The following is a 22568-nucleotide window of genomic DNA, read 5'->3' as shown; positions in this document are numbered from 1 at the left end:
CTCTTTCCTTCCCCCCCCCCCCCCCCCCCCCCCCCTCCCCCTCCCCCCCCTCCCCCCCCCCCCCCCCCCCCCCCCCCCCCCCCCCCCCCCCGCGTCCGGGGGAGGGGCGGGGTGGCGGTCAGGACGCGGTGCAGGTGCCCAGGACGGGCGCCGAGGTGTTGCCGTTGGTCATGACGGTGAACCCGAACGTGGTCGAGGCCCCGGCGCCCAGGTAGCCGTTGTAGGTGGGTCGTACGGTCATCACGTTGCCGCTGCTGTCCCAGGTGGGGGCGCCGTTCCAGGTCGCGGAGACCTTCTGGGGCGGCGTCACGGTCACCGTGGTGGTCCAGCCGTTGACCGGGGCGCTGCCCGCGGTGACCGTCACCTGGCCGTTGAAGCCGCCGTTCCACTGCGCGGTCGTGGTGTACGAGACGGAACAGCCGGCTGTTCCGCCCCCGCCCCCGCCTCCGCCGGAGCCGCCGAGCGCGGCCAGCACGGCGTCGTAGGCCGGCTTCTTGGCGTAGTTGCCGTCGAACAGCAGTGGCGTGCCGCTGCTGCGCCAGGAGTACTTGTCGGTCACGCCCCACACGGTGATGCCGGTGCAGCGCGAGACGGCCAGGCAGGCGTTGACGACGTTGCCGTAGGCGGTGGCCTGGGAGCTGCCCGAGCCCTCGATGTCCAGCTCGGTGATCTGGACGTCGACGCCGAGGTCGGCGAACCGCTGGAGGTTCGCGCGGTAGTCGGCCGGCACCGGTGACGCGCTGTTGAAGTGGGACTGGAAGCCCACGCAGTCGATCGGTACGCCCCGGGCCTTGAAGTCCTTGACCATGGCGTAGACGGCGTTGCTCTTCGCGTTGACGCCGTCGGTGTTGTAGTCGTTGTAGCAGAGCTTGGCCGCCGGGTCGGCCGCGCGGGCCGTGCGGAACGCCTCCTCGATGAAGCCGTTGCCCAGCTTGTCCTGGAAGGGAGAGCTGCGGCGCGCACCGCTGCCGCCGTCCTGGAACGCCTCGTTGACCACGTCCCAGGCGAGCACCTTGCCCTTGTAGTGCTGCATCACCGTGGTGATGTGGTTGTTCATCGCCGAGCGGAGGTCGGCGGCTCCCAGGCCCCCGACCCAGCCGGGGAGTTGGGAGTGCCACACCAGGGTGTGGCCGCGGACGGACATGCCCTGGCTCTGGGCGTGGCTGACGATCCGGTCCGCGGAGCCGAAGGTGAAGGTGTTGCGGGTCGCCTCGACGGCATCCCACTTCATCTCGTTCTCGGGGGTGACGGAGCCGAACTCCCGGTTCAGGGTGGAGACGTAGCCGGACTCGCCCAGGTGCTGCGCCGACACGGCGGTGCCGAAGTAGCGTCCCTTGGCGGCGGCCGCCGAGCCGAGGGTGCCGGCCGCTTGCGCCGTACCGGAGAGGGCGGTGAGGCCCGCTGTGGCGAGGAGGCCCGCCGTGCCGAGGACGAGTGCGCGACGGGCCCGGAAACGGGGGGCCGGGCGCGGGCGCCGCTCCGGGCCCCTAGTGCTAGTCATGATCATGTCAACCTCTTCTGGCGGGGGCCGGGACAGGGCCCGGCCCGGCGTACGGGTGGACGCGCTGAGCGATGAGGTTCGTTCGAAAGTTTCGGAACATTCTCCGAATGTGCGTGGCAGACCATACGGCCGGCCATCCCGGCGGTCAACCGCCGGCGCACCAGGGCGCGCGGACACCGCCGATCAGCGGCGTACGTTCGGCTTCGCGCGGGCCGAAATTGGGCGCGACCGCCGCAGGGCCGCCGCGGGGCTCAGGCGTCGCGCGGCGGCGGCGCGGTGCTCTGGCGGACCACCAGCCTGGTGGCGAGTTCCATGCGCAGCGCGGCCTTGCCGGGGTCGCGCGGGCGCAGCAGCATCCGCGCGGCCTCCTCGGCCATCTGCCGCAGCGGCTGGTGGACCGTGGTGAGCGCCGGGCTGGACCACTGGGCGATCGGGACGTCGTCGTACCCCACCACCGACAGGTCCCGCGGCACCCCCAGGCCCTTCAGGCGGGCGGCCTCCAGGACGCCGAGCGCCTGAAGGTCGCTGCCGGCGAACACCGCGGTGGGCCGGTCCGGTCCTTCGAGCAGCTCGTTGGCCCGGGCGAACCCGCCCTGCACGTGGAAGTCGCCGAACCGCACGTGCCGGGGGTCGACCGCCAGGCCCGCCATGGTCATGGCGGAGCGGAAGCCGTCGAGCCGGGCCAGTGAGCACATCATGTCCTCCGGTCCGGTGATGATGCCGATGCGCTCGTGGCCCAGGTCGATGAGGTGCCGGGTGGCCGCCAGGCCGCCCGCCCAGTTGGCCGAGCCCACCGAAGGGACGTCCGGTTCCGGGTCGCCGGCCGGGTCGATGATGACGAACGGGATGGCGCGGGACCGCAACTGCTTCCTGACTTTGTCCGGCAGGGTGGAGAAGACCAGGACGACGCCGAGCGGCCGGCGCCGCAGCACCCCCTCGACCCAGTCGGGGGCGGGGGCGTGGCGGGTGCCGCTCTCGGTGAGGACGACGGCGGCGTTGTGCTCCTTCGCGACGTTCTCGACGCCGCGGATGAGCTCCATCGCCCAGACGCTGTCCAGCTCGTGGAAGACCAGCTCGATCAGGGGCGCCTGGGGCGTCCCCGTCGTGCGGCGGCGGTAGCCGTGTGCCTCCAGCAACTCCTCCACCTTGGCGCGGGTGCGGAGCGAGACGTCGGAACGGCCGTTGAGGACTTTCGAAACCGTGGAGAGGGACACACCGGCCCGGGCGGCCACCTCCGCCAGGGTGACCCGGCCGTCCGCACCGTCGTCATCACGCATGCGACGAAGGATAGGACACCCCCGTTGTAACGGTTCGGTCGCACCGGCGCACGCCCGTTGACCACCCCCGGCGACTGCCCCTACCGTCCCGGAACCACGAACACTTTCGTTGATTCACTAGAAACTTTCGAGAGGTGGGCTTGTGAGAGGGCTCGGAAACATGGGCGTGCGCTTCCCCCGGACACTCGTCGGCGGACTGACCCTGGCCCTGGCACTCGGCCTGACGGCCTGCGGCGGTGGCGGCGCGTCATCGTCAGGCGCGGCGGAGTTCCACGTCCTGGTCTACGGCGACGCCACCAACAAGGTGGAACAGCGGCTCGTCGAGGAGTTCAACAGGACGTCCGAGGTCAAGGCGGTCCTGGACACCATCCCCGGAGCCGACTACCAGCAGAAGCTCCAGACGATCATCAACACCCCGCAGGCCCCCGACGTGTTCTTCAACTGGGGCGGGGGGAGCATCCGGCCGTACGTCGACGCCGGGCTGCTGCTGCCGCTCGACGGTTTCACCAAGAAGGACCCCCAGCTGGCGGCCGCCTTCCTGCCGTCCGTCTACAACACTGCGGTCATCGACGGCACGCCGTACGGCGTCCCGATGCGCGGCACGCAGCCGGTCCTGCTGTTCCACAACAAGAAGGTGCTGGCGGACGCCGGTGTCCAGCCGCCGCGGACCTGGGCGGAACTGCTCGAAGCGGTCAAGGCCCTCAAGGCCAAGGGCGTCACGCCCATCGCCCTCGGCGGCGGTGACAAGTGGCCGACCCTGATGTGGTTCGAGTACCTCTACGACCGCGTCGCGGGACCCGGGCTGTTCGCCGAGGCACTGGACGGCGACAAGAGCTCCTGGGAGAGCGCCGACAGCAGGAAGGCGCTCGGCATGATCGGGGAACTGGTCGCCGCCGGCGCGTTCGGCGGCAACTTCGACTCGGTGAAGTTCACCGACGGAGGCTCCCCGGCGCTCCTGGCGAGCGGCAGGGCGGGCTTCGAGCTGATGGGCTCGTGGGCGTACGCCACCCACCAGGAGGCGGACGCGGCGTTCGCCGAGAAGGACCTCGGCTACACCACCTTCCCGGCCGTCGAAGGCGGCAAGGGCGACCCGGCGAACCTCGTCGGCAACACCAACAACTTCTACTCCGTGCTCAAGAAGACCCGGCACCCGGAAGCCGTCGCGGAGTTCCTCAAGCTGATGTACTCCGACCGGTTCGTCAAGGAGCAGTTGTCCGTCGGCAACCTGCCGACCACCACGAACACCGAGAAGTTCCTCGACACCGCGGCCAACCCCGCGTACTCCCGCTACCAGTACCAACTGGTCGAGAAGGCCCCGTCGTTCCAGCTGTCGTGGGACCAGGCGTACCCGCCGGCCGCGATCACGCCCATCCACCAGACGGTGCAGCAGTTCTTCAACGGGCAGACCGACGCGGACGGCTTCATCAAGGCCATGCAGTCGCTCCCCACCGCCTAGGCCGACATGTCCGCACACAGCGAAACGCAGCCACAGACGCCGACGCAGGCACGGACACAGGCGCAGACGGGGAAGCGGACACAGGCACCGACACGGGCGCACGAGCCGGGGACCGAAGGCGGTCGTCCCGGCGCCGCCTCCTTTGGCGGACGCGGTGCGTCACGGTGGACACGGGAGCGGCACGGCTCCCGGGTGGGCCGCCCCGGATTCGTCTGGGCGATCCCCGCCACGCTGTTCTTCGTCCTCTTCGCGATCACACCCCTGATCATGGTCGCGGGCCTGTCCTTCACGAGCTGGAACGGTCTGGGACCGCCCCGGTTCGCCGGCCTGGACAACTGGACCAGGGTCTTCGCCGATCCCGTCATGATCAACAGCGTCTGGCTGAGCCTCCTGGTCACCTTCCTGGGCGTGGCGATCCAGACTCCGCTGAGCGTCCTGCTCGGCGTCTGGGCCGCCGGGCAGCAGCGCAACCGAGCCGTACTGTCCGCGATCTACTTCATCCCGCTGCTGCTGTCCACCACCGCCGTGTCGGTGCTCTGGCGCGCGGTGCTCGACCCCAACTTCGGGGTCCCCTCCCGGGCCACCTGGCTGTTCGGCGACGGCAACCTGTTCGGCAGCCAGGCCGGCGCCATCGGCGTCCTCGCCTTCGTCAGCACCTGGCAGTTCACACCGTTCCACACCCTCATCCACCAGGGCGCCGCCCGCGCCGTCCCCCGGGTCCTGTACGAGGCCGCGGAGATCGACGGGGCGGGCCGGGTGCGGCAGTTCTTCCACATCACCCTGCCGCAACTGCGCAACTCCGTCATCACCTCGGTGATCCTGATGGTCGTCGGCGGGCTCACCACCTTCGAGACGGTGCTCATCCTGACCCAGGGCGGTCCCGGTACCGACACCACCATCACCGCGTACTACATGTACCAAAAGGCGTTCAAGGGCTTCGACTTCGGCGCCGGAGCGGCCGTCGCCCTCGTCCTCGTCGTCGCCGCGACGCTCGTCTCGCTGATCGTGGTGCGCGTCTCCGGCTACGACCGGATGCGCAGCGACCTGGAAGGCGTGTCATGAACCGACGCCCCAACCACCTGGCCGGCGCCGGCTCACTGGTCTGGCTCCTGCTGGTCGGCTTCCCCCTGTACGTGATGATCGGGGCGACCCTGCGGACCCGCTCCGACTACGCCCGCCGGGGACCACTGGCCTTCCCGGAGGAGTTCACCCTCGACAACTACACCGGGGCGCTCTCCACCGGTTTCGGGCAGTACTTCCTCAACACCGTGATCGTCACCGCCTGCGTGGTGGGCCTGGTGCTGCTGCTCGTGCCGCCGCTGGCGTACGCGATCGTGCGCAGCCGCTCACGCTTCGCGTCGTCCGCATTCCGGCTGTTCCTGCTCGGCCTGGCCATCCCGGCACAGGCCGTGATCGTCCCGATGTTCTACCTCATCAGCGAAGCGGGCCTCTACGACAACCTGCTCGGCGTCGTCCTGCCGACGGCGGCGTTCTGCCTGCCCATCTCCGCGCTGGTCCTCAGCGGAGCCATGCGCGACATCGGCGGCGAACTGTACGAGGCGATGGCCATGGACGGAGCGTCGCCCCGGCGGATGTTCTTCCAGCTGGTCCTGCCCCTGTCCAAGGGCGGCCTGTCCACGGTCGTCGTGTTCTCCGCCCTCCAGGCCTGGAACGGCTTCCTGTTCCCCCTCGTCCTCACCCAGTCCGACTCCACCAAGTTGATCACTCTGGGTCTCTACGACTTCCAAACGGAGCACGGGATCGACATCCCCGGACTGCTGGCCGCCGTGGTCCTGTCCATGGTGCCCGTCCTGCTCGTCTACCTGTTCGCCCGCCGTGCCCTGGTCCAGGGCCTGATGGGCGTAGGAGGAAAGTGACCGCCAACATGGCAGCCCACACGACCGCCACCCCGACCCCGGCCACCACCGACCCCGCCAACGGCGCCGCGGCCACCAGTGCGACCGCGGCCACCAGTGCGGCCGCGGCCATCGGTGCGACCGCGGCCACCGCCGCCGTCCCGGTCTGGAACGACCCCGCGCACGACGTCGACACCCGCGTCTCCGCCCTGGTCGCCGCCATGACCGTCGAGGAGAAGATCGCCCAGCTCTTCGGCGTATGGGTCGGCGCGTCGGCCGAGGGCGCCGAAGTGGCCCCCCACCAGCACGACATGGAGGAGCCCGCCGACCTCGACGCCCTGCTGCCCGCCGGGCTCGGGCAGCTGACCCGCCCGTTCGGCACGGCGCCGGTCGACCCCGCGCTCGGCGCGCTGTCCCTGGCCCGCACCCAGCGGCGCATCACCGCCGCCAACCGCTTCGGCATCCCGGCGGTGGCCCACGAGGAGTGCCTCGCCGGCTTCGCCGCCTGGAAGGCCACCGCCTACCCCGTACCGCTGTCCTGGGGAGCCACCTTCGACCCCGCCCTGATCCGCCGGATGGCCCGCGCCATCGGAACGGACATGCGCTCGGTCGGCGTGCACCAGGGGCTCGCCCCCGTACTGGACGTGGTGCGCGACGCCCGCTGGGGCCGGGTCGAGGAGACCATCGGGGAGGATCCCTACCTCGTCGGGACCATCGCCACCGCCTACGTCCAGGGCCTGGAATCCGCCGGAATCGTCGCCACCCTCAAGCACTTCGCCGGCTACTCCGCCTCCCGCGCCGGCCGCAACCTCGCCCCGGTCGCCATGGGGCCGCGGGAACGCGCGGACGTCATGCTGCCACCCTTCGAGATGGCCGTGCGCGAAGGCGGCGCTCGATCGGTGATGCACGCCTACACCGACACCGACGGCGTGCCCTCCGCCGCCGACGAGGAGCTGCTGACCGGGCTCCTGCGCGACACCTGGGGCTTCGGCGGAACGGTCGTCGCCGACTACTTCGGCATCGCCTTCCTCAAGACGCTGCACGGAGTCGCGGGCAGCTGGGCCGACGCCGCGGCCGCGGCCCTCCGCGCCGGCGTCGACGTCGAACTGCCCACCGTGAAGACCTTCGGCGAACCGCTGCGCCACGCCGTCGCCACCGGCCGGGTGCCCGGGGAACTCGTCGACCGCGCCGTCCACCGGGTCCTCCGCCAGAAGGCCCAGCTCGGCCTGCTCGACGCCGGATGGAACCCGGTACCACCGGCGCTGGAGGGGGCCGGCCTCGACGACCCGGCGGCCCTGCGCGGCACCGTCGACCTGGACACGCCCGCCAACCGCGACCTGGCGGCGCGGATCGCCGACCGGGCGATCGTCCTGCTCACCAACGACGGAACCCTGCCGCTCACCCGGCCGCGCACCATCGCGCTGGTGGGCCCCCACGCCGGCCGGCCCACCGCCGTCCTGGGCTGCTACTCCTTCCCCGTCCACGTCGGCTCCCAGCACCCGGACACCCCGGCCGGTATCGACCTGCCGACCCTCCGCGAAGCGCTGGAACGGGAGTTCCCCGGCGCGCGGATCCTCACCGCGCACGGCGCGGACGTCGACGGCGGCGACACCTCCGGCTTCCCCGACGCCCTGCGCCTCGCGCGGGACGCCGACGTCGTCGTCGCGGCACTGGGCGACCGCGCCGGGCTCTTCGGCCGCGGCACCAGCGGCGAGGGATGCGACGCGGGTTCCCTCGCCCTGCCCGGAGTGCAGCAGGAACTGCTCGACGCCCTGATCGACACCGGCACGCCCGTCGTGACCGCGCTCTTCACCGGCCGGCCGTACGCCCTGGGCCGGGCCGTCGGCGAAGCGGCCGCGATCGTGCAGTCGTTCTTCCCCGGTGTGGCCGGTACGGCGGCCATGGCGGGCGTACTCAGCGGCCGGACCAACCCGTCGGGCCGGCTGCCCGTCAGCGTGCCGCGTACGCCCGACGCGCAGCCCGCCACCTACCTGGCGGCCAGACTGGGCCGGGCCACCGATGTGTCCAGCGTCGACCCGACCGCCGCCTTCCCCTTCGGCCACGGCCTGTCGTACACGGCCTTCGACTGGGGGGACCTGACGGTCGTCGACGGCACCGGCGGCACCGACGGCGAGTTCAGGCTCGCCTTCCGGGTGCGCAACTCGGGGGACCGGGAGGGGACCGAGGTCGTCCAGCTGTACCTGCACGACCCGGTGGCGTCGGTCGTCCAGCCCGTGCAACGGCTCGTCGGGTACGCCCGGGTGCCGCTGCGCCCGGGGGAGGAGCGCCGCCTGGAGGTGACGGTCCCGGCCGACGTCGCCTCGTTCACCGGCCTCGACGGGCGCCGCGTCGTCGAGCCGGGGGAGCTGGAGCTGCGCCTGGCCGCCTCCAGCGGCGACCCCCGGCTGACCGCCCGGGTCACCCTCACCGGGCCCGCCCGGTACGTGGACCACACGCGGCGGCTGCACGCCCGGATCACCCCGGCCACCGCACCGCCACCGCCGCACTGAGGCCGGGCGGGCGGACGAGGACCGCTCCCGCGCACCAGCACCGCCTCCGCGCACCAGCTCAGGCCGCCCCCGCGCACAGGCCGCCCGCGCACGACCACCGGCCCCGTGTGGAGCAGCGCCCGCGCAGGAGCCGAGGACACGACCGCCCCGGCCGGGATTCCCGGCCGGGGCGGTCGCCGTCACGCGGTGGTACTGCCGTGGCGTCAGGCCAGGGTCGCGAGGGCCTGGTTGAAGGTCTGCGACGGGCGCATGACGGCCGAGGCCTTCGCCGGGTCGGGCTGGTAGTAGCCGCCGATGTCGGCCGGCCGGCCCTGGACCGCGATGAGCTCCTCGACGATCGTGGCCTCCTGCTCGGACAGCGTCTGGGCGAGCGGGCCGAACGCCTTGGCCAGGTCGGCGTCGTCGGTCTGCTTGGCCAGCTCCTGCGCCCAGTACAGGGCGAGGTAGAAGTGGCTGCCGCGGTTGTCGATGCCACCGAGGCGACGGCTCGGCGACTTGTCCTCGTTGAGGAACGTCGCGGTCGCGCGGTCCAGGGTGTCGGCCAGGACCTGGGCGCGGGCGTTGCCCGTGGTCTGGGCGAGGTGCTCGAAGCTGACCGCCAGGGCGAGGAACTCGCCCAGGCTGTCCCAGCGCAGGTAGTTCTCCTTGACCAGCTGCTGGACGTGCTTGGGCGCGGAGCCACCGGCGCCGGTCTCGAACAGGCCGCCGCCGTTCATCAGCGGGACGACCGAGAGCATCTTCGCGCTGGTGCCCAGCTCCAGGATCGGGAACAGGTCGGTCAGGTAGTCGCGGAGCACGTTGCCGGTGACCGAGATCGTGTTCTCGCCGCGGCGGATCCGCTCGACGGACAGCTTGGTCGCCTCGACCGGGGACATGATGCGGATGTCCAGGCCCTCGGTGTCGTGCTCGGGGAGGTAGCGCTCGACCTTCTCGATGAGCACGGCGTCGTGCGCGCGGGTGCCGTCCAGCCAGAACACCGCCGGGTCGCCGGTGGCGCGGGCACGGGTGACGGCCAGCTTCACCCAGTCCCTGATCGGCGCGTCCTTGGTCTGGCAGGCGCGGAAGATGTCACCGGCGGAGACGGCCTGCTCCAGGACGACGTCGCCGGCCTGGTCCACGAGGCGGACGGTGCCCGCGGTGGTGATCTCGAAGGTCTTGTCGTGGCTCCCGTACTCCTCGGCCTTCTGCGCCATCAGGCCGACGTTGGGAACGGAGCCCATCGTCGACGGGTCGTACGCGCCGTTGGCCCGGCAGTCGTCGATGACGACCTGGTAGACGCCGGAGTAGCTGCTGTCGGGCAGGACGGCGAGGGTGTCGGCCTCCTGGCCGTCCGGGCCCCACATGTGGCCGGAGGTGCGGATCATGGCCGGCATGGAGGCGTCGACGATGACGTCGGACGGGACGTGCAGGTTGGTGATCCCCTTGTCGGAGTCCACCATGGCGAGCTCGGGGCCCTCGGCGAGCTCGGCGTCGAAGGACGCCTTGATCTCGGCGCCCTCGGGCAGCGACTCCAGGCCCTTGTAGAGGCCGCCGAGGCCGTCGTTCGGGGTCAGGCCGGCCGCGGCGAGCGTCTCGCCGTACTTCGCGAACGTCTTCGGGAAGAAGGCGCGCACCACGTGACCGAAGATGATCGGGTCGGAGACCTTCATCATGGTCGCCTTGAGGTGTACGGAGAAGAGCACACCCTCGGCCTTGGCGCGGGCGACCTGCGCGGTCAGGAACTCGCGCAGGGCGGCGACGCGCATCACGGAGGCGTCGACGACCTCGCCGGCCTGGACCGGGACGGACTCGCGCAGCACGGTCGTGGTGCCGTCGTCGCCCGCCAGCTCGATACGGAGCGAACCGGCCTCGGCGATCACCACGGACTTCTCGGTGGAGCGGAAGTCGTTCTCGCCCATCGTCGCGACGTTCGTCTTCGACTCGGCGGTCCAGGCGCCCATGCGGTGCGGGTGGGTCTTGGCGTAGTTCTTCACCGAGGCGGGGGCGCGCCGGTCGGAGTTGCCCTCGCGCAGGACCGGGTTCACGGCGCTGCCCTTGACCTTGTCGTACCGGGCGCGGATGTCCCGCTCCTCGTCGGTCTTCGGGTCGTCCGGGTAGTCCGGCAGCGCGTAGCCCTGCTGCTGCAGCTCGGCGACCGCCGCCTTCAGCTGCGGGATCGAGGCCGAGATGTTCGGCAGCTTGATGATGTTGGCCCCGGGCGTCTTGGCCAGCTCACCGAGCTCGGCGAGCGCGTCGTCGATGCGCTGCCCCTCCTCGAGGTACTCGGGGAAGCCGGAGATGATCCGGCCCGCCAGGGAGATGTCGCGGGTCTCCACGCTGACCCCGGCCGTCGAGGCGTACGCCTGCACCACGGGCAGGAACGAGTGCGTGGCCAGGGCCGGGGCCTCGTCAGTGTGGGTGTAGATGATGGTCGAGTCAGTCACCGGGTGCTCCGCTCCACGTCTGCAACATTGCTCGACATCAAGATATCTCGTGATCGACCTGTTCTCGACAGGGGCCCGGAACCCTTTCTCGCGGGCGCCCGGCGCCGCCGGGGCGAGCCGCTCCCCGCGAGGGGGCGCCCCCGGCCGGCGCGGTGGGCGGTCGCCCCGCGCGACCCTCCCGCCGCCGTGACGACCACCATGATCACCACGACCGCGAGCATCACGACCACCGTGATCGCCACACCTGGCGCCACCGCGCCGCGGGACCCGCGGTCGCCGGTAAGGCCGCGGCCCGGGTCGCCGGGGCGCCCGCGCCGTGCGGGGCCGGATGGCCGGCCCCGCGCACCGGAAGAACGTCGTGAACCGCGCGTTCAAGGACATCGCCGTGGGCGTGAACCCCCCGCTCCAACGGGCCCTGGTGGGTCCAGGACCTCGGGGGCGCCGGGCTGACCGGCCGGGCCGGCCGGGGTTCACCGGCGCTGGATCCGGGCCGCCCGCGCTCCGATGTCCGGCAGCTTCCCGTACAGGGCGGCGCCGGGACAGCGGGTCGGGTAGCCGTCCGAGTGGCCGCCGACCACGGGCAGGACCGCCTTCGAGCCCTTCGGGAAGCGCGCCTCGTCGTGTGTGGACACCAGGGTCACCCTGCCGCGCGGGTCGGGGCCCCGGGGCCCCAGCTTCCAGGCGACCAGCCGCGCGATCGCGTCGAGCATGGGCTCCGGCACGGTCTCGCCCTCGGAGAACGTCCCGATCGCCGCGATGCCGACCGTCCCCTCGTTGAACCCCTTGGTGTGCGCCCCGACCACCGGCCGGTCGACCCCGCCCGCCCTGCCCTCGTAGATCGTGCCGCACGCGTCGACCAGGAAGTTGTAGCCGAGGTCGTCCCAGTGCCGGCCGTAGGCGTGCCCCGCGTAGAGGCCGCGCAGCGTGCGCGGCACGGTCGCGCAGTCGTAGCCGTTCGGGGTGCTGGTGTGGTGGATGACGACGGCCTTCACGGACGGGGCGTAGCGGGCGCCCGGTGCGGTGTCCACGCTGTCGGCGCGCCAAGCGCGGCGCGGCACGATGGCGGGCCGCGGCCCCTGGTGGCGGACCTGCTGCGCCGCCCGTACGCGCTCCGGCGACGACGAGGCGCTGCCGGGCAGGGCCCCCGGGGGGTGGAGCCACAGCGACGTCGCGGCGAGGAGGACGAGCACCGCCAGCGCGGCGGCGCTCCGGTACCGGCGCCTGCGCGTGAGCCGCATGCTCCACCCTCCGCTCGTCGGCGGGCGGCCGCGGCGGTCCGGCGCCCCGCCGCCGACCGGGGCCGTCACCGCCATCGTCCCCAGCTCCCGGCCCCCGCGCCCGCCGGACTGCTCCGAGTGGTGACGGAGCCGGTCCGGCCGGCACCGGCGGTGGAAGCCGAGCGGCACGGTCCGGCCGGCGCCCCGGCCCGGCGCGGCGTCCGTGAACCGGGCGCCGTCACACGGCGATTGTCAGTGGTGCCTCCTACGGTTCAGGCAGTGGGACTCGCGGATCAGGCCGCGGGGTCCGTCCTGGGGAGGGGTCTGCCATGTCGACGACGTCGACGACGTATCTGGAGCTGTCACAGGACGGCGGCGGGGCGCACAAGTTCTACGAGGTCACCGTCCAGGGCCTGGTCGTGTCCGTGCGGTACGGGCGGATAGGCGCCGCCGGGCAGACCCAGACGTCGACGTTCCCGACACCGCAGAAGGCGCGGGCCGCCGCCGCGCGGAAGGTCGGCGAGAAGGTGCGCAAGGGGTACGCGCCGGCGGTGCCGGGGCAGCGCGCGCCCCGGGCGGTCACCCGGCGCCAGGTCTCGTCCGCGCCGTCCACCGCGCGGGCGGTGGCGCCGGTGCTGTGGCGGTTCCGTACGGGCTCGTCGGCGTTCGGCATCCACGTCGACGAGGACCGCTGCTGGGTCGGCAACCAGTCGGGTGACGTGTACACCCTGGACCACGCCGGTGAGGTCCTCGCCCGGTTCAGCCTGCCCGACGGGGTCAAGTGCCTGGTCGCCGACGACTTCTGGATCTACGCGGGCTGCGACGACGGCCGGGTGTACGACCTGTCGTCGAAGCTGCCGTTCGCGGCGTACGACATCGCCGCGGACGTGGACATCTTCTGGCTGGACATCCACGAGGGCGTGCTGAACGTCGCGGACCGGGGCGGGCGCCTCACGGTGATCGACCACGAGGACGAGCACCAGTGGTCGCGCGGCGGCCGGGGTGAGCACGCCTGGATGGTGCGCGCCGACGACCGGGCCGTCTACCACGGTCATTCCGGCGGCGTGACGGCGTACGCCCCGGACGGCGGGGGCGAGTTGTGGCACACGCCCACCAGGGGCGCGGTGCTGTTCGGCTGGCAGGAGGCCGACGCGGTGTACGCGGGCACGGGGCAGCGGGTGGTGCAGCGGCTGGCCAAGGCGGACGGCGCGCTGGAGGCGACGTACGCCTGCGACAGCGCGGTGTACTCCTGCGCCACCTCGCCCGGCGGCCGGTTCGTGTTCGCGGGGGACGCCGCGTCGTCGGTGTACTGCTTCGACCGGGACGGTACACGGCTGTGGAAGCTGGGCACGGGGGGTGGCTCGGCACTGTCGATGCAGTACCACGGGGACCGGCTCTACCTGGTCACCACGGACGGCTCGCTGGTGTGCGTGGACGCGAGCGAGGCGGCGATCACGGCGGCCCAGCGGGGCACCGTGCCGGTCGCCCGGGACGTGAAGCTCGCCGCCGCGCTGCCCACGTACGCGCCGGCCACCGCGGTCGCCTCGGTCACGACGGTGACGGCCGCGCCCGCCGGAGCGGTGGTGGTGGAGTGCGTCCAGCAGGGCGGCCGGATGCGCGTGCACGTGGTGTCGGACGGTTATGAGCGCTCGTGGAACGTCCAGTTCCCCCGGGCGATACGGGAGCCGGGGGCGCGGTACGTCGTGGACGCGCTGCACCCCGCTTCGGGAGGCTTCTACCGGGTGCGGGGTGACATCAGGAGGCTGCTGTGACGGACGAGGGGTTCGAGGCCGCGACGGGGGACGGGCCCGCGCCGCCGGTCGCGGCCGGGGCGGCGGCGCGCAGGGCCGCCGAGGTTCGGGTGGCGTTCGAGGGGCTGCTGCAGATCCGGCGCCTGACCGGTACGCCGGGCGGCGACCCGGCGGCGGTGCCCGCGGTGTGGGAGCGCAACCGGCCGGTCAGAGCGGTGGCTCTGGCGTTGGAGGCGGCCGGGATCGCGCCGTCTGCCGTCGACGCGGAGGGCCGGCGGGTGGCGACCGGGTACCGGGTGGCACCGGGGGAGGGGCCGGGGACGGTACGGGTCGAGTGGCTGGGACCACCGGGTGGCGGGGCCGCTCGGGAGGAGGAGAGCGCCCTGGGGGAGTGCGTGCGGGTGCTGGGCCGTCTGGGCTGGGAGGCCCTGCTGTACCGGGGCCCGCGCAAGCGCCGGTTCCTGGAGGTGGAGCCGGTGCCCGGCGGCGCGCCGGCCGGCCGGTGAGGGATGCCCCGGGTGACGGGCCCCCAGGCCCCCGGTGAGCACGCGGCGGAACACCGGGTCGCCCTGGCGGCTCACCCGTACGGCGCACCACCACCGCCCCCGGCGGGCAACCCCGCACCACAGTGGAACGGTAGCCGTCCGACACCGTCCTCCCCGGGAGCCCCCATGAACGCCGTCAACCGACGCGACCTCGGCCTGTTCGTCCTGCGCGTCGGCACCGGGGCGGTGCTCGCCGCGCACGGGTCGCAGAAGCTGCTGGGCTGGTTCGGCGGCGGCGGCCTGGAGGGCACGACGAAGGGGATGGAGGCGATGGGCTTCCGGCCCGGCCGGCAGAGTGCCATGGCGGCCGGGCTCGGCGAGGCGGGCGGCGGGGCGCTGCTGATGCTCGGGTTCGCCACCCCCGCCGCCGGGGCGGCCGCGGCCGGCGCGATGGCCGGCGCGGTGGCGGTGCACGCCCCGGCCGGGTTCTTCAACCAGTCCGGTGGCTACGAGTACCCGGCCTTCCTGGGCTTCACGGCCGCGGCCATCGGCGTCACCGGAGCGGGCCGGTACTCCCTGGACCACGCCACCCGGCACCGCTTCGACCAGCCCTGGACCGTAGCGGTGGCGTTCCTCGGGAGCGCCCTCGCCGCTGCGGCCGTGGTGGGCAAGCGGGCCAAGGACCAGCTCGCCGAAGCGGCCGGGGCCAGTGACGATGGCGATGGCGGAGGCGCCTGAGCGGTACGGGGCAACGGGAACGGACGCGAGGGGGAAGGGCCCGGCCCGTCGCCCCGGTCACCCGGCGGGGCGACGGACCGGGCCCGAGTGCGAGGAGCCGCGGCTCACCAGTAGTGACGCCGTCCGCCGACCGCGTGCCCCACGGCGCCCAGAACCCACAGCACGGCGCCGATCACGAGCAGGATGACACCGATGGTCCACAGAATGCTGATGCCGGCCACCAGGCCGATGATGAGCAGGACAAGGCCCAAGATGATCATGACGCCTCCGATCAGGAAAGTCCCACTACTCAAGACGTCCCCCGTCGCAGCGTAACCAAACCGCCCAAATCACACCTAATGGCGCGAAGGGCTGCTACGTTTCGTGGTCGACCGGCCCTCGTGTGACGTCCAGGGGAGTGTGCGTGAAGGTCGCCTGCGTCGGTGGTGGACCCGCCGGCCTGTACTTCTCGATCCTGATGAAGCTGCGGGACCCGTCCCACGACATCACGGTCTACGAGCGCGACCCGGTGGGCTCGACGTACGGCTGGGGAGTCACCTACTGGGCGGGCCTGCTCGACACGCTGCGCCGCCACGACCCGGTATCCGCGCGGGCCGTCGCCGACCGCTCGGTCCGGTGGAGCGACGGCGTGGCGTACGTCCGCGACCGCTCGACCGTGCACCACGGGGACCAGGGGTTCGGAATCGGCCGTCACGCCCTGCTCGACATCCTCGCGCGCCGGGCCCAATCCCTCGGCGTGCGGGTCGAGTTCGGGCATCCGGTCAGCGAACCGGCCCACGTGACCGCCCCGGCTGCCGCCGAACCGTTCCGCGCCGACCTGGTGGTGGCCGGGGACGGGGCCGGCAGCCGGCTGCGCACCCGCCACGCGGGTCACTTCGGTACCGATGTCGTGGCCGGGCGCAACAGGTACATCTGGCTCGGCACCACCAAGGTCTTCGACGCCTTCACCTTCGCCTTCGTCGAGACGGCGCACGGCTGGATCTGGTGCTACGGCTACCGGTACGACGGGCGGCACAGCACCTGCGTCGTGGAGTGCTCGCCCACCACCTGGGCGGGGCTCGGCCTCGACCGCGCGAACCACGCCGAGAGCCTCGCCACGCTGCGGCGCCTGTTCGCCGAGCCGCTCGACGGCCATCCGCTCATCGGCCACCCGGGCCCCGACGGCGGCGCGCGCTGGCTCACCTTCCGCACCGTGACCAACCGGACCTGGTACCGGGACAACCTCGTCCTGCTCGGCGACGCCGCGCACACCACCCACTACTCCATCGGCGCCGGCACCACCCTCGCCCTGGAGGACGCCGTCGCACTCGCCGGCGCCCTCCACGACACCCCACGGCTCCGCCCCGCCCTCGCCCGCTACGAGCGGGAACGCCAAGCCGCCCTCGTCCCCGCCCAGAGCGCTGCCCGCTACAGCGCCCGGTGGTACGAGAACCTGCCGCGCTACATGAGCCTGGAGCCCCCGCAGATGTTCGCCCTGCTCGGCCAGCGGCACTCCCCCCTGCTCCCCCACGTCCCACCGCAGCTGTACTACCGGATCGACCGGGCGGCCGGGCGCGTCGAAGCGCTGCGCACCCTCAAGCGCCGGCTCGGACCGACGCTCGCGAGGGCCCTGCACGGCCGTCGCTAGACCTCGGGAGCCGGTGAGCGCGGCGGCGAACTGCGGGAAAACCGCCGGTTCACCGGCCGCCGGACGAGCAAATCGTGTCGTGATCATGACCGAAAAGCGCGGCCGTCCGGCGACTTCCCGATCACCCGGCCGGCCGAGCCGCCCACCGCAGCCCTCCGCCGGACCACGCGGCCGGCCCCGCGGGCCGCGGCCGGGTCTCCGTCCGCGCGGCGGAACCGCGCCGCGGCGGCCGGGCGGAAGCGCCCGCCGGTGCCATTCGCCGTGATCAGCCCCCCGCGCCCGCGCGGCCCCCGGGCGCCCGGCCCCGAGCGCGCCGCCCGTCGCGGCAGTCGCCCGGAGCCGGGGCACCCTCCACGGCTCCTACCGGCCCCCGCCCGGCGGTGCGGCCGACCGGACGAACTCAAGCTCCAGAACAAGCCATTCCGTCCGTCTCCGGCATCGTTGACGCGTTTCGTGCGAACTGTTAGAACGAACGGCGGAAATTGCGCGCTGCTCCGGCAGCCCGCATTACGGGGGTGGGGGCACTTCTTGAGGACACTCGCACGGGGGATTCCGGACTCCAGGGCCGGAAACGAGCGCGCCTGACAGGTCATACACAGAAAACGCCGGTATAGCCGACGCATGCCCGCGCGCATGCCGACGGGTCACGCCCGGACGTCTTCCTCTTCGCACACCCACGGCGGTGTTGGCGCATTTCATGCCACCCGCTGACTTCGCTTGCCATCTCGGCCTACTGAACGGTGTGGAACGTGAAAGCATATCTGGCCATCCTGCGCATCGGTGACTACCGCTTGCTCTGGTCGGCTCTGGTGCTCAACCTGCTCGGCGACGGGGCCACCTACGCCGCCCTCGCCTGGATCACGGTGGAGGAGGCCGGCGCCGCCGGACTGGGAATCCTGGGCGTCTGCCTCACCCTCCCGGTGATCGCCGGAGGGGCCGTCGTCGGCCCGCTGCTCGACCGGTTCTCCCGGCGTAAACTCTTCATCTACGACTCGGTCTTCCGGGGCGCGGTCGTCGCGCTGATCCCGCTCCTCGCCGTCGCGGACGCCCTGCACGTCTGGCACCTGTACGTCGTGGCCCTGGTGTACGGCTTCCTGAAGATCATTCCGCTGGCCGGCACGCCCGCCGTGCTGCCCGAACTGGTGCCCGCCGACAAGCTCCAGGCGGCCTCGGGGCTGGAGGCCACGGCGATGGGCGCGGCCAACGTCCTCGGCCCGGCCATCGGCGCCGGTCTGATCACCCTCTTCGGCGCCCCCAACGTCCTGCTGCTGGACGCCGCGACGTACCTCCTCTTCGCCTTCCTCATCAGCCGGATCAAGGCCCCGATGGGCCGTCCCGAACCGGCGGACACCACCGGTGTCGCCCCGCAGCGGCCCGGCTGGGCACCGGTCTTCCGGCTCATCGTCCGCGACCGCTTCCTGCTGGTGCTCACGCTCTCGTTCGGCGCCTTCAACGTCTCGGCGGGCGCCCTGGTGGTGGCCCTGCCGTGGCTGGCCAAGTTCGAGTTCGGCAGCGGCCCCGGCGTCCTCGGCCTCATGCTGGCCGTGATGGCGGCGGGCGAACTCATCGGCTCCCTCGTCTCCGGCGCCGTACAGACCTCCGAGAAGCAGATGTTGCGCATCGGCGTGTTCCAACTGCTCTCCGGTGCAGTGCTGTTCTTCCTCATCCCGACCGCCCTCCCGTGGATCCTGCTCGGCCTGGCGCTCAACGGCATCCTGTCCGCGCCCATGACCGTGCTCGGCGGCGTGGTCCGGATGACCCGGGTGCCCAACGAGATGCGCGGCCGCGCCATGACGCTGATGCGTACGGTGATGGCCGGTGCCCTGCCCGCCGGTTCGGCGCTCGGCGGCTTCCTGCTCATTGACAGCCACTACCAGGGCCTGATCGTCGTCGTGGCCGCGCTCGCCGCCGCGCCCGGCATCCTGACGGTCGTCCTCTTCCGCCGTACCCCGTTCAGATTGGGGGTGACAGCGGCCGATGACCAGCAGCCCAAGAGCGACACCGTCCCTTCCGGTTCCTGACGCAGACGACACCGTCCTGCTCGTCACCGACCACCCCCGCACCCTCGGCAGCGGCGCGGCCCCGTTCCGGAGCCTCACCCTCGACCTTCCGGCCCGCCCCGCCACCGGGGCGGGGGAGGGCACCCTGCTGCTCGCCGCCTACGCCGTGCTGCTGCACCGGTACACCGGCCGCCGCCGGCTCCTCCTCGACACCGGCCGCGGAGCCCTGGCGCTGACCGTGGACCCGGCGGAACCGGTCGCCGCCCTGCTGGCCAGGTGTGCCGCGCAGGAGCCCGCCGGGCCCCCGGCCGGCACCGCCGTGCGGTACGCGGACCGCGCGGCGTCCGCCCCCGCGGCGGCTCCGGACGAGGCGTGCGAGGTCCTTCTGAGCCGCGAGGGGGGCGGGGCCCGTCTCGCGTACCGCTCCTCGCTGTTCGAAGCGGCCACGATGGAACGTTTCGGCGAGCACCTGCTGCGCATCCGGGAGTTCCTGGCCCGCCGGCCCGACGCGGCCGTCGGCGCGGCGGACATCCTGGCCGAGGGCGAGCGGGAGCTGATCCTCGGCACCCTCAACGACACGGCCGCTCCCTGGCCCGGCACCGCGACGGTCCACGAGCTCTTCGCCGGGCAGGCCCGGCAGACCCCGGACGCGACCGCCGTCACCTGGCACAGCGGGCGGATGGACTACCGCGAACTCGACGGACGCTCGGCGCGCCTGGCGGCCGCGCTGCGCACCCGCGGCGTCCGCACCGGCGACCGGGTGGGGCTCTGCGCGGCGCACGGACCGGAACTGGTCGTCGCGGCGCTGGGCATCCTCCGCGCCGGGGCCGCCTACCTCCCCCTGGAGCCCGACCACCCGGCCGAGCGCACCGGGTGGCTGCTGGCCGACTCCTCGGTACGGGTACTGGTCACCGGCCCCGGCCTCCCGCCGCCCCCGGCGTTCGAGGGCACGGTCCTCACCGTGGACGCCCAGGAGCCCGGCGCCCCGGAGCCCGGAGCGCCGGACCCCGGCGCGCCGGCGGCCCGCCCCGCGACGGCCGACGACCTGGCGTACATCTGCTACACCTCCGGCACCACCGGAAAGCCGAAAGGCGTCCAGGTGACGCACCGGAATGTGGTCCGGCTCGTCAAGGGGACGGATTACGTACGGTTCGGCGCGGAAATGAGGACGCTGCCCACCGGTTCGGTCGCCTTCGACGCCAGCACCTTCGAAATATGGGGACCGCTGCTGAACGGCGGGAGCCTCCACATGGTGGACCGTGACGTCGTCCTCAACGCCACCGAATTGGGGCGGGAACTGAGCACCCGGCGGATCACCACCATGTGGCTGACCTCCCCGCTCTTCAACCAGCTGGTGGAACAGGACGCGAAAGCCTTCCGCCCCCTGCGGGAACTCGTCGTCGGCGGCGACGCCCTTTCCTCCCCGCACATAGCGAAAGCCCTCGCGGCGTGCCCGGACCTGACCCTGGTCAATGGATACGGGCCCACGGAGAACACCACGTTCTCCCTCACCCACCGCGTCACCCGCGACGACCTGGACGGCCGCCGCATCCCCATCGGCCGGCCGATCGCCCACTCCACGGCGTACGTCCTCGACGACGCCGGACGCCTGTGCCCGGTCGGCGTGCCCGGTGAGCTGTGCCTCGGCGGGGCGGGCGTGGCACGCGGCTACCTGGGCCGGCCGGACCTCACCGCCGAGCGGTTCACCGAGGACCCCTTCGCCCCCGGCGGCCGTATGTACCGCAGCGGTGACCTGGCGCGCCTGCGGCCCGACGGCGTGATCGACTTCCTCGGCCGGCGGGACCACCAGGTCAAGGTCCGCGGGTTCCGCATCGAGCCCGCCGAGGTTGAGAAGGCGATGCTCGGCCACCCCCGGGTCGCCGAGGCCGTCGTCACGGCACGCCCCCGGCCCGGCCGCGGCGACACCCGGCTGTGCGGCTACTACGCGGGCGCCCGGCCGCCCGGGCCCGGGGAACTGCGCGACCACCTCGCCCGGATCCTCCCCGGCCACATGGTCCCCACGTACCTGGTGCCGCTGGAGCGGCTGCCGCTCACCCACACCGGCAAGGTCGACCGCGCCCGGCTGCCCGATCCCGACGGCTCGCCCCTGCTCGCCAGGACGCCGTACACCGCGCCGGCCGACGAGATCGAGCGCACGCTCGTCGAACTGGCCGAGGCGGCCCTCGGCATGACGGGCATCGGCACCGGCCACGACCTGCGCGACCTGGGCGCGGACTCGCTCACCGCGACACTGATCGCCGCCGGGGCGCAGGAGCGCCTGGGCCGCCACTGCCCGGCGGGAGCGGTCCTGCGCAGCGGAACGCCCGCCCGGCTCGCCGCCCTGCTGCGGGACTCCACCGCGACCGCGGCGGCGCGCATCCCGGCCGCGCCCGACGCCCGGACGTACCCGGTGACCCCGCAGCAGCGGCAGGTGTACCTGGAGCAGATCAAGGACGAGCGGGCCGTGCACTACAACGTGCCCGTCACCCTCGACCTGCCCGCCGGCACCGACCCGGCACGCCTCGCCGACGCCCTGCGGCGCCTCCCGGCGTACCACGAGGCGCTGCGCACCCGGTTCACCGTCGAGGGCGGTGAGGTCCGCCAGCGCGTCGAGGACCACGCCGAGCCGTCGGTACGGCTCGTCGACGACCCCCGCGACGCCACCCCGCCCGGCGCGTTCGTCCGCCCCTTCACCCTGGCGGACGCACCCCTGTGGCGCGCCGAGGTGCACCGCGCGGGCGGGGGCGTACGGCTGCGGATGGACCTGCACCACATCATCGTGGACGGCTTCTCCCTCGCGCCCCTCCTGGAGGACCTGGGGCTGCTGTACGCGGGCGGCGAACCCACCGTGCCCCCGCGCCGGTACCGGGACTACGCGGTGTGGCTCACCGGACGCGACGCCGCCGCGGCCCGCGAGGCCCAGGCGCCCCACTGGAAGGAGGTGTTCGCCGAACCGGTCGACCCGGCGGACCTGCCCACCGACCACCCCCGGCCGGCCCTGCGCCGGCTCGAAGGCGACGTCCTCACCTTCGACCTGGGCCGGGAACGGACCGACCGTATCCGGACGGTGGCACGCGCGCACGACGTCACACCGTTCGCCGTGCTGGCGTCGGCGTACGCCCTGCTGCTGTCCGGGCTCAAGGGCACGCCCGACATCACGGTCGGCACCCCGGTGTCCGGCCGCACGATCCCGGGGCTGCACCGCACGGTGGGCATGTTCGCCAACACCGTCGTCCTGCGCTTCGACGCCGACCCCGCCCTGACGTACGGCGCCTTCCTGCGGCGTACCGGCACCACCGCCCAGGAGGCAGCCGCGCACCAGGACTTCCCCTTCGCGGACCTCGTGGCCCGGACGGCCCCGGAGCGGGACTACAGCCGCACACCGCTGTTCGACGCGCTGCTCGCCCTGCACAGCGGGCGCTACCTCTCCGTCGACTTCCAGGGCACCCGCGTACCCCTGCGCCTGGAACAGACCGGCCAAGCCGTCTTCGACCTCAACATGCAGGTGTACGAGACCCCCGGCGGCCTGCGGGTCGCCTGGCAGTACGCCGCCGCCCTGCTGCGCCGCGACACGGTCGAGAGCTGGCGCGACACCTTCACCGCTCTCCTCGACACGACGACCACCGATCCCCGCACCCCCCTGGGCGCACTCCTGCCCGCTCCCTCCGGTCTCGACCTCGACTTCGATCTCTGACTGCTCACGGCCCGACGCACACGCACAGCCCGT

General features: G+C 72.9%; 15 protein-coding genes. 10 read left to right on the top strand and 5 right to left on the bottom strand.

Annotation, left to right across the window (positions count from 1 at the left end; genetic code table 11):
- Positions 1-118: 118 nt before the first annotated feature.
- Complete coding sequence (locus AC07DW_RS17675; RefSeq protein ID WP_478858570.1) at positions 119-1501, bottom strand: glycoside hydrolase family 10 protein; 1383 nt, start codon at positions 1499-1501, stop codon at positions 119-121.
- Between the two features lie 251 nt (positions 1502-1752).
- Complete coding sequence (locus AC07DW_RS17670; RefSeq protein ID WP_478858569.1) at positions 1753-2778, bottom strand: LacI family DNA-binding transcriptional regulator; 1026 nt, start codon at positions 2776-2778, stop codon at positions 1753-1755.
- Positions 2779-2938: 160 nt separating this feature from the next.
- On the opposite strand from AC07DW_RS17670, the gene AC07DW_RS17665 reads away from it, so the two are divergent.
- From AC07DW_RS17665 to AC07DW_RS17650, 4 genes are all read left to right on the top strand, one after another.
- The gene (locus AC07DW_RS17665; protein ID WP_478858601.1) at positions 2939-4234 is read left to right on the top strand and encodes an ABC transporter substrate-binding protein; all 1296 of its coding nucleotides are present in this window, start codon (positions 2939-2941) and stop codon (positions 4232-4234) included.
- 192 nt (positions 4235-4426) lie between these two features.
- Positions 4427-5296 carry a carbohydrate ABC transporter permease gene (locus tag AC07DW_RS17660; RefSeq protein WP_478858568.1) on the top strand — a complete coding sequence of 290 codons (870 nt, stop codon included), beginning with the start codon at positions 4427-4429 and terminating at the stop codon, positions 5294-5296.
- On the top strand, positions 5293-6111 hold the full coding sequence (locus tag AC07DW_RS17655) for a carbohydrate ABC transporter permease (RefSeq protein WP_478858567.1): 819 nt from the start codon (positions 5293-5295) through the stop codon (positions 6109-6111). The genes AC07DW_RS17660 and AC07DW_RS17655 overlap by 4 nt, the downstream gene beginning before the upstream one ends.
- A gap of 8 nt (positions 6112-6119) precedes the next feature.
- A complete protein-coding gene (locus AC07DW_RS17650; RefSeq protein ID WP_478858566.1) occupies positions 6120-8600 on the top strand; it encodes a beta-xylosidase/alpha-l-arabinosidase in 2481 nt (826 codons plus the stop codon).
- Between the two features lie 203 nt (positions 8601-8803).
- Here the strand turns inward: AC07DW_RS17650 and AC07DW_RS17645 are convergent, their stop codons facing one another.
- On the bottom strand, positions 8804-11023 hold the full coding sequence (locus AC07DW_RS17645) for an NADP-dependent isocitrate dehydrogenase (RefSeq protein ID WP_478858565.1): 2220 nt from the start codon (positions 11021-11023) through the stop codon (positions 8804-8806).
- 470 nt (positions 11024-11493) lie between these two features.
- On the bottom strand, positions 11494-12261 hold the full coding sequence (locus tag AC07DW_RS17640; protein ID WP_478858564.1) for a peptidoglycan recognition protein family protein: 768 nt from the start codon (positions 12259-12261) through the stop codon (positions 11494-11496).
- Between the two features lie 308 nt (positions 12262-12569).
- On the opposite strand from AC07DW_RS17640, the gene AC07DW_RS17635 reads away from it, so the two are divergent.
- The 3 genes from AC07DW_RS17635 (at position 12570) to AC07DW_RS17625 (ending at position 15214) form a co-directional block, all read left to right on the top strand.
- Entirely contained in the window at positions 12570-14012 is a 1443-nt protein-coding gene (locus AC07DW_RS17635) for a WGR domain-containing protein (protein WP_478858563.1), read from the top strand.
- Positions 14009-14497 (top strand): hypothetical protein, encoded by a 489-nt coding sequence (locus tag AC07DW_RS17630; RefSeq protein ID WP_478858562.1) that lies wholly within the window; start codon positions 14009-14011, stop codon positions 14495-14497. The genes AC07DW_RS17635 and AC07DW_RS17630 overlap by 4 nt, the downstream gene beginning before the upstream one ends.
- Positions 14498-14662: 165 nt before the next feature.
- The gene (locus AC07DW_RS17625; protein ID WP_478858561.1) at positions 14663-15214 is read left to right on the top strand and encodes a DoxX family protein; all 552 of its coding nucleotides are present in this window, start codon (positions 14663-14665) and stop codon (positions 15212-15214) included.
- A 104-nt stretch (positions 15215-15318) separates the two neighbouring features.
- On the opposite strand, the gene AC07DW_RS17620 is transcribed toward AC07DW_RS17625, so the two are convergent.
- On the bottom strand, positions 15319-15474 hold the full coding sequence (locus AC07DW_RS17620; RefSeq protein ID WP_478858560.1) for a DUF6131 family protein: 156 nt from the start codon (positions 15472-15474) through the stop codon (positions 15319-15321).
- A gap of 143 nt (positions 15475-15617) precedes the next feature.
- Between AC07DW_RS17620 and AC07DW_RS17615 the strand changes: the two genes are divergently transcribed.
- The 3 genes from AC07DW_RS17615 to AC07DW_RS17605 all read left to right on the top strand — a co-directional run bounded on the left by AC07DW_RS17615 (position 15618) and on the right by AC07DW_RS17605 (position 22535).
- Complete coding sequence (locus AC07DW_RS17615) at positions 15618-16841, top strand: FAD-dependent monooxygenase (protein WP_478858559.1); 1224 nt, start codon at positions 15618-15620, stop codon at positions 16839-16841.
- 749 nt (positions 16842-17590) lie between these two features.
- Complete coding sequence (locus tag AC07DW_RS17610) at positions 17591-18862, top strand: MFS transporter (RefSeq protein WP_478858558.1); 1272 nt, start codon at positions 17591-17593, stop codon at positions 18860-18862.
- Complete coding sequence (locus AC07DW_RS17605) at positions 18819-22535, top strand: amino acid adenylation domain-containing protein (RefSeq protein WP_478858557.1); 3717 nt, start codon at positions 18819-18821, stop codon at positions 22533-22535. The genes AC07DW_RS17610 and AC07DW_RS17605 overlap by 44 nt, the downstream gene beginning before the upstream one ends.
- Positions 22536-22568: the final 33 nt, after the last annotated feature.

It is taken from the genome of Streptomyces sp. NPDC045701 (genome assembly GCF_056432045.1).
This window is presented reverse-complemented; position numbering and strand designations above follow the sequence as displayed.

Bases quoted from the DNA above. Each gene is read 5' to 3' on its own strand.
- AC07DW_RS17675 (WP_478858570.1), bottom strand. From the start codon at position 1,501: ATGACTAGCACTAGGGGCCCGGAGCGGCGCCCGCGCCCGGCCCCCCGT.
- AC07DW_RS17670 (WP_478858569.1), bottom strand. From the start codon at position 2,778: ATGCGTGATGACGACGGTGCGGACGGCCGGGTCACCCTGGCGGAGGTG.
- AC07DW_RS17665 (WP_478858601.1), top strand. From the start codon at position 2,939: ATGGGCGTGCGCTTCCCCCGGACACTCGTCGGCGGACTGACCCTGGCC.
- AC07DW_RS17655 (WP_478858567.1), top strand. From the start codon at position 5,293: ATGAACCGACGCCCCAACCACCTGGCCGGCGCCGGCTCACTGGTCTGG.
- AC07DW_RS17650 (WP_478858566.1), top strand. From the start codon at position 6,120: ATGGCAGCCCACACGACCGCCACCCCGACCCCGGCCACCACCGACCCC.
- AC07DW_RS17640 (WP_478858564.1), bottom strand. From the start codon at position 12,261: ATGCGGCTCACGCGCAGGCGCCGGTACCGGAGCGCCGCCGCGCTGGCG.
- AC07DW_RS17635 (WP_478858563.1), top strand. From the start codon at position 12,570: ATGTCGACGACGTCGACGACGTATCTGGAGCTGTCACAGGACGGCGGC.
- AC07DW_RS17625 (WP_478858561.1), top strand. From the start codon at position 14,663: ATGAACGCCGTCAACCGACGCGACCTCGGCCTGTTCGTCCTGCGCGTC.
- AC07DW_RS17620 (WP_478858560.1), bottom strand. From the start codon at position 15,474: ATGATCATCTTGGGCCTTGTCCTGCTCATCATCGGCCTGGTGGCCGGC.
- AC07DW_RS17605 (WP_478858557.1), top strand. From the start codon at position 18,819: ATGACCAGCAGCCCAAGAGCGACACCGTCCCTTCCGGTTCCTGACGCA.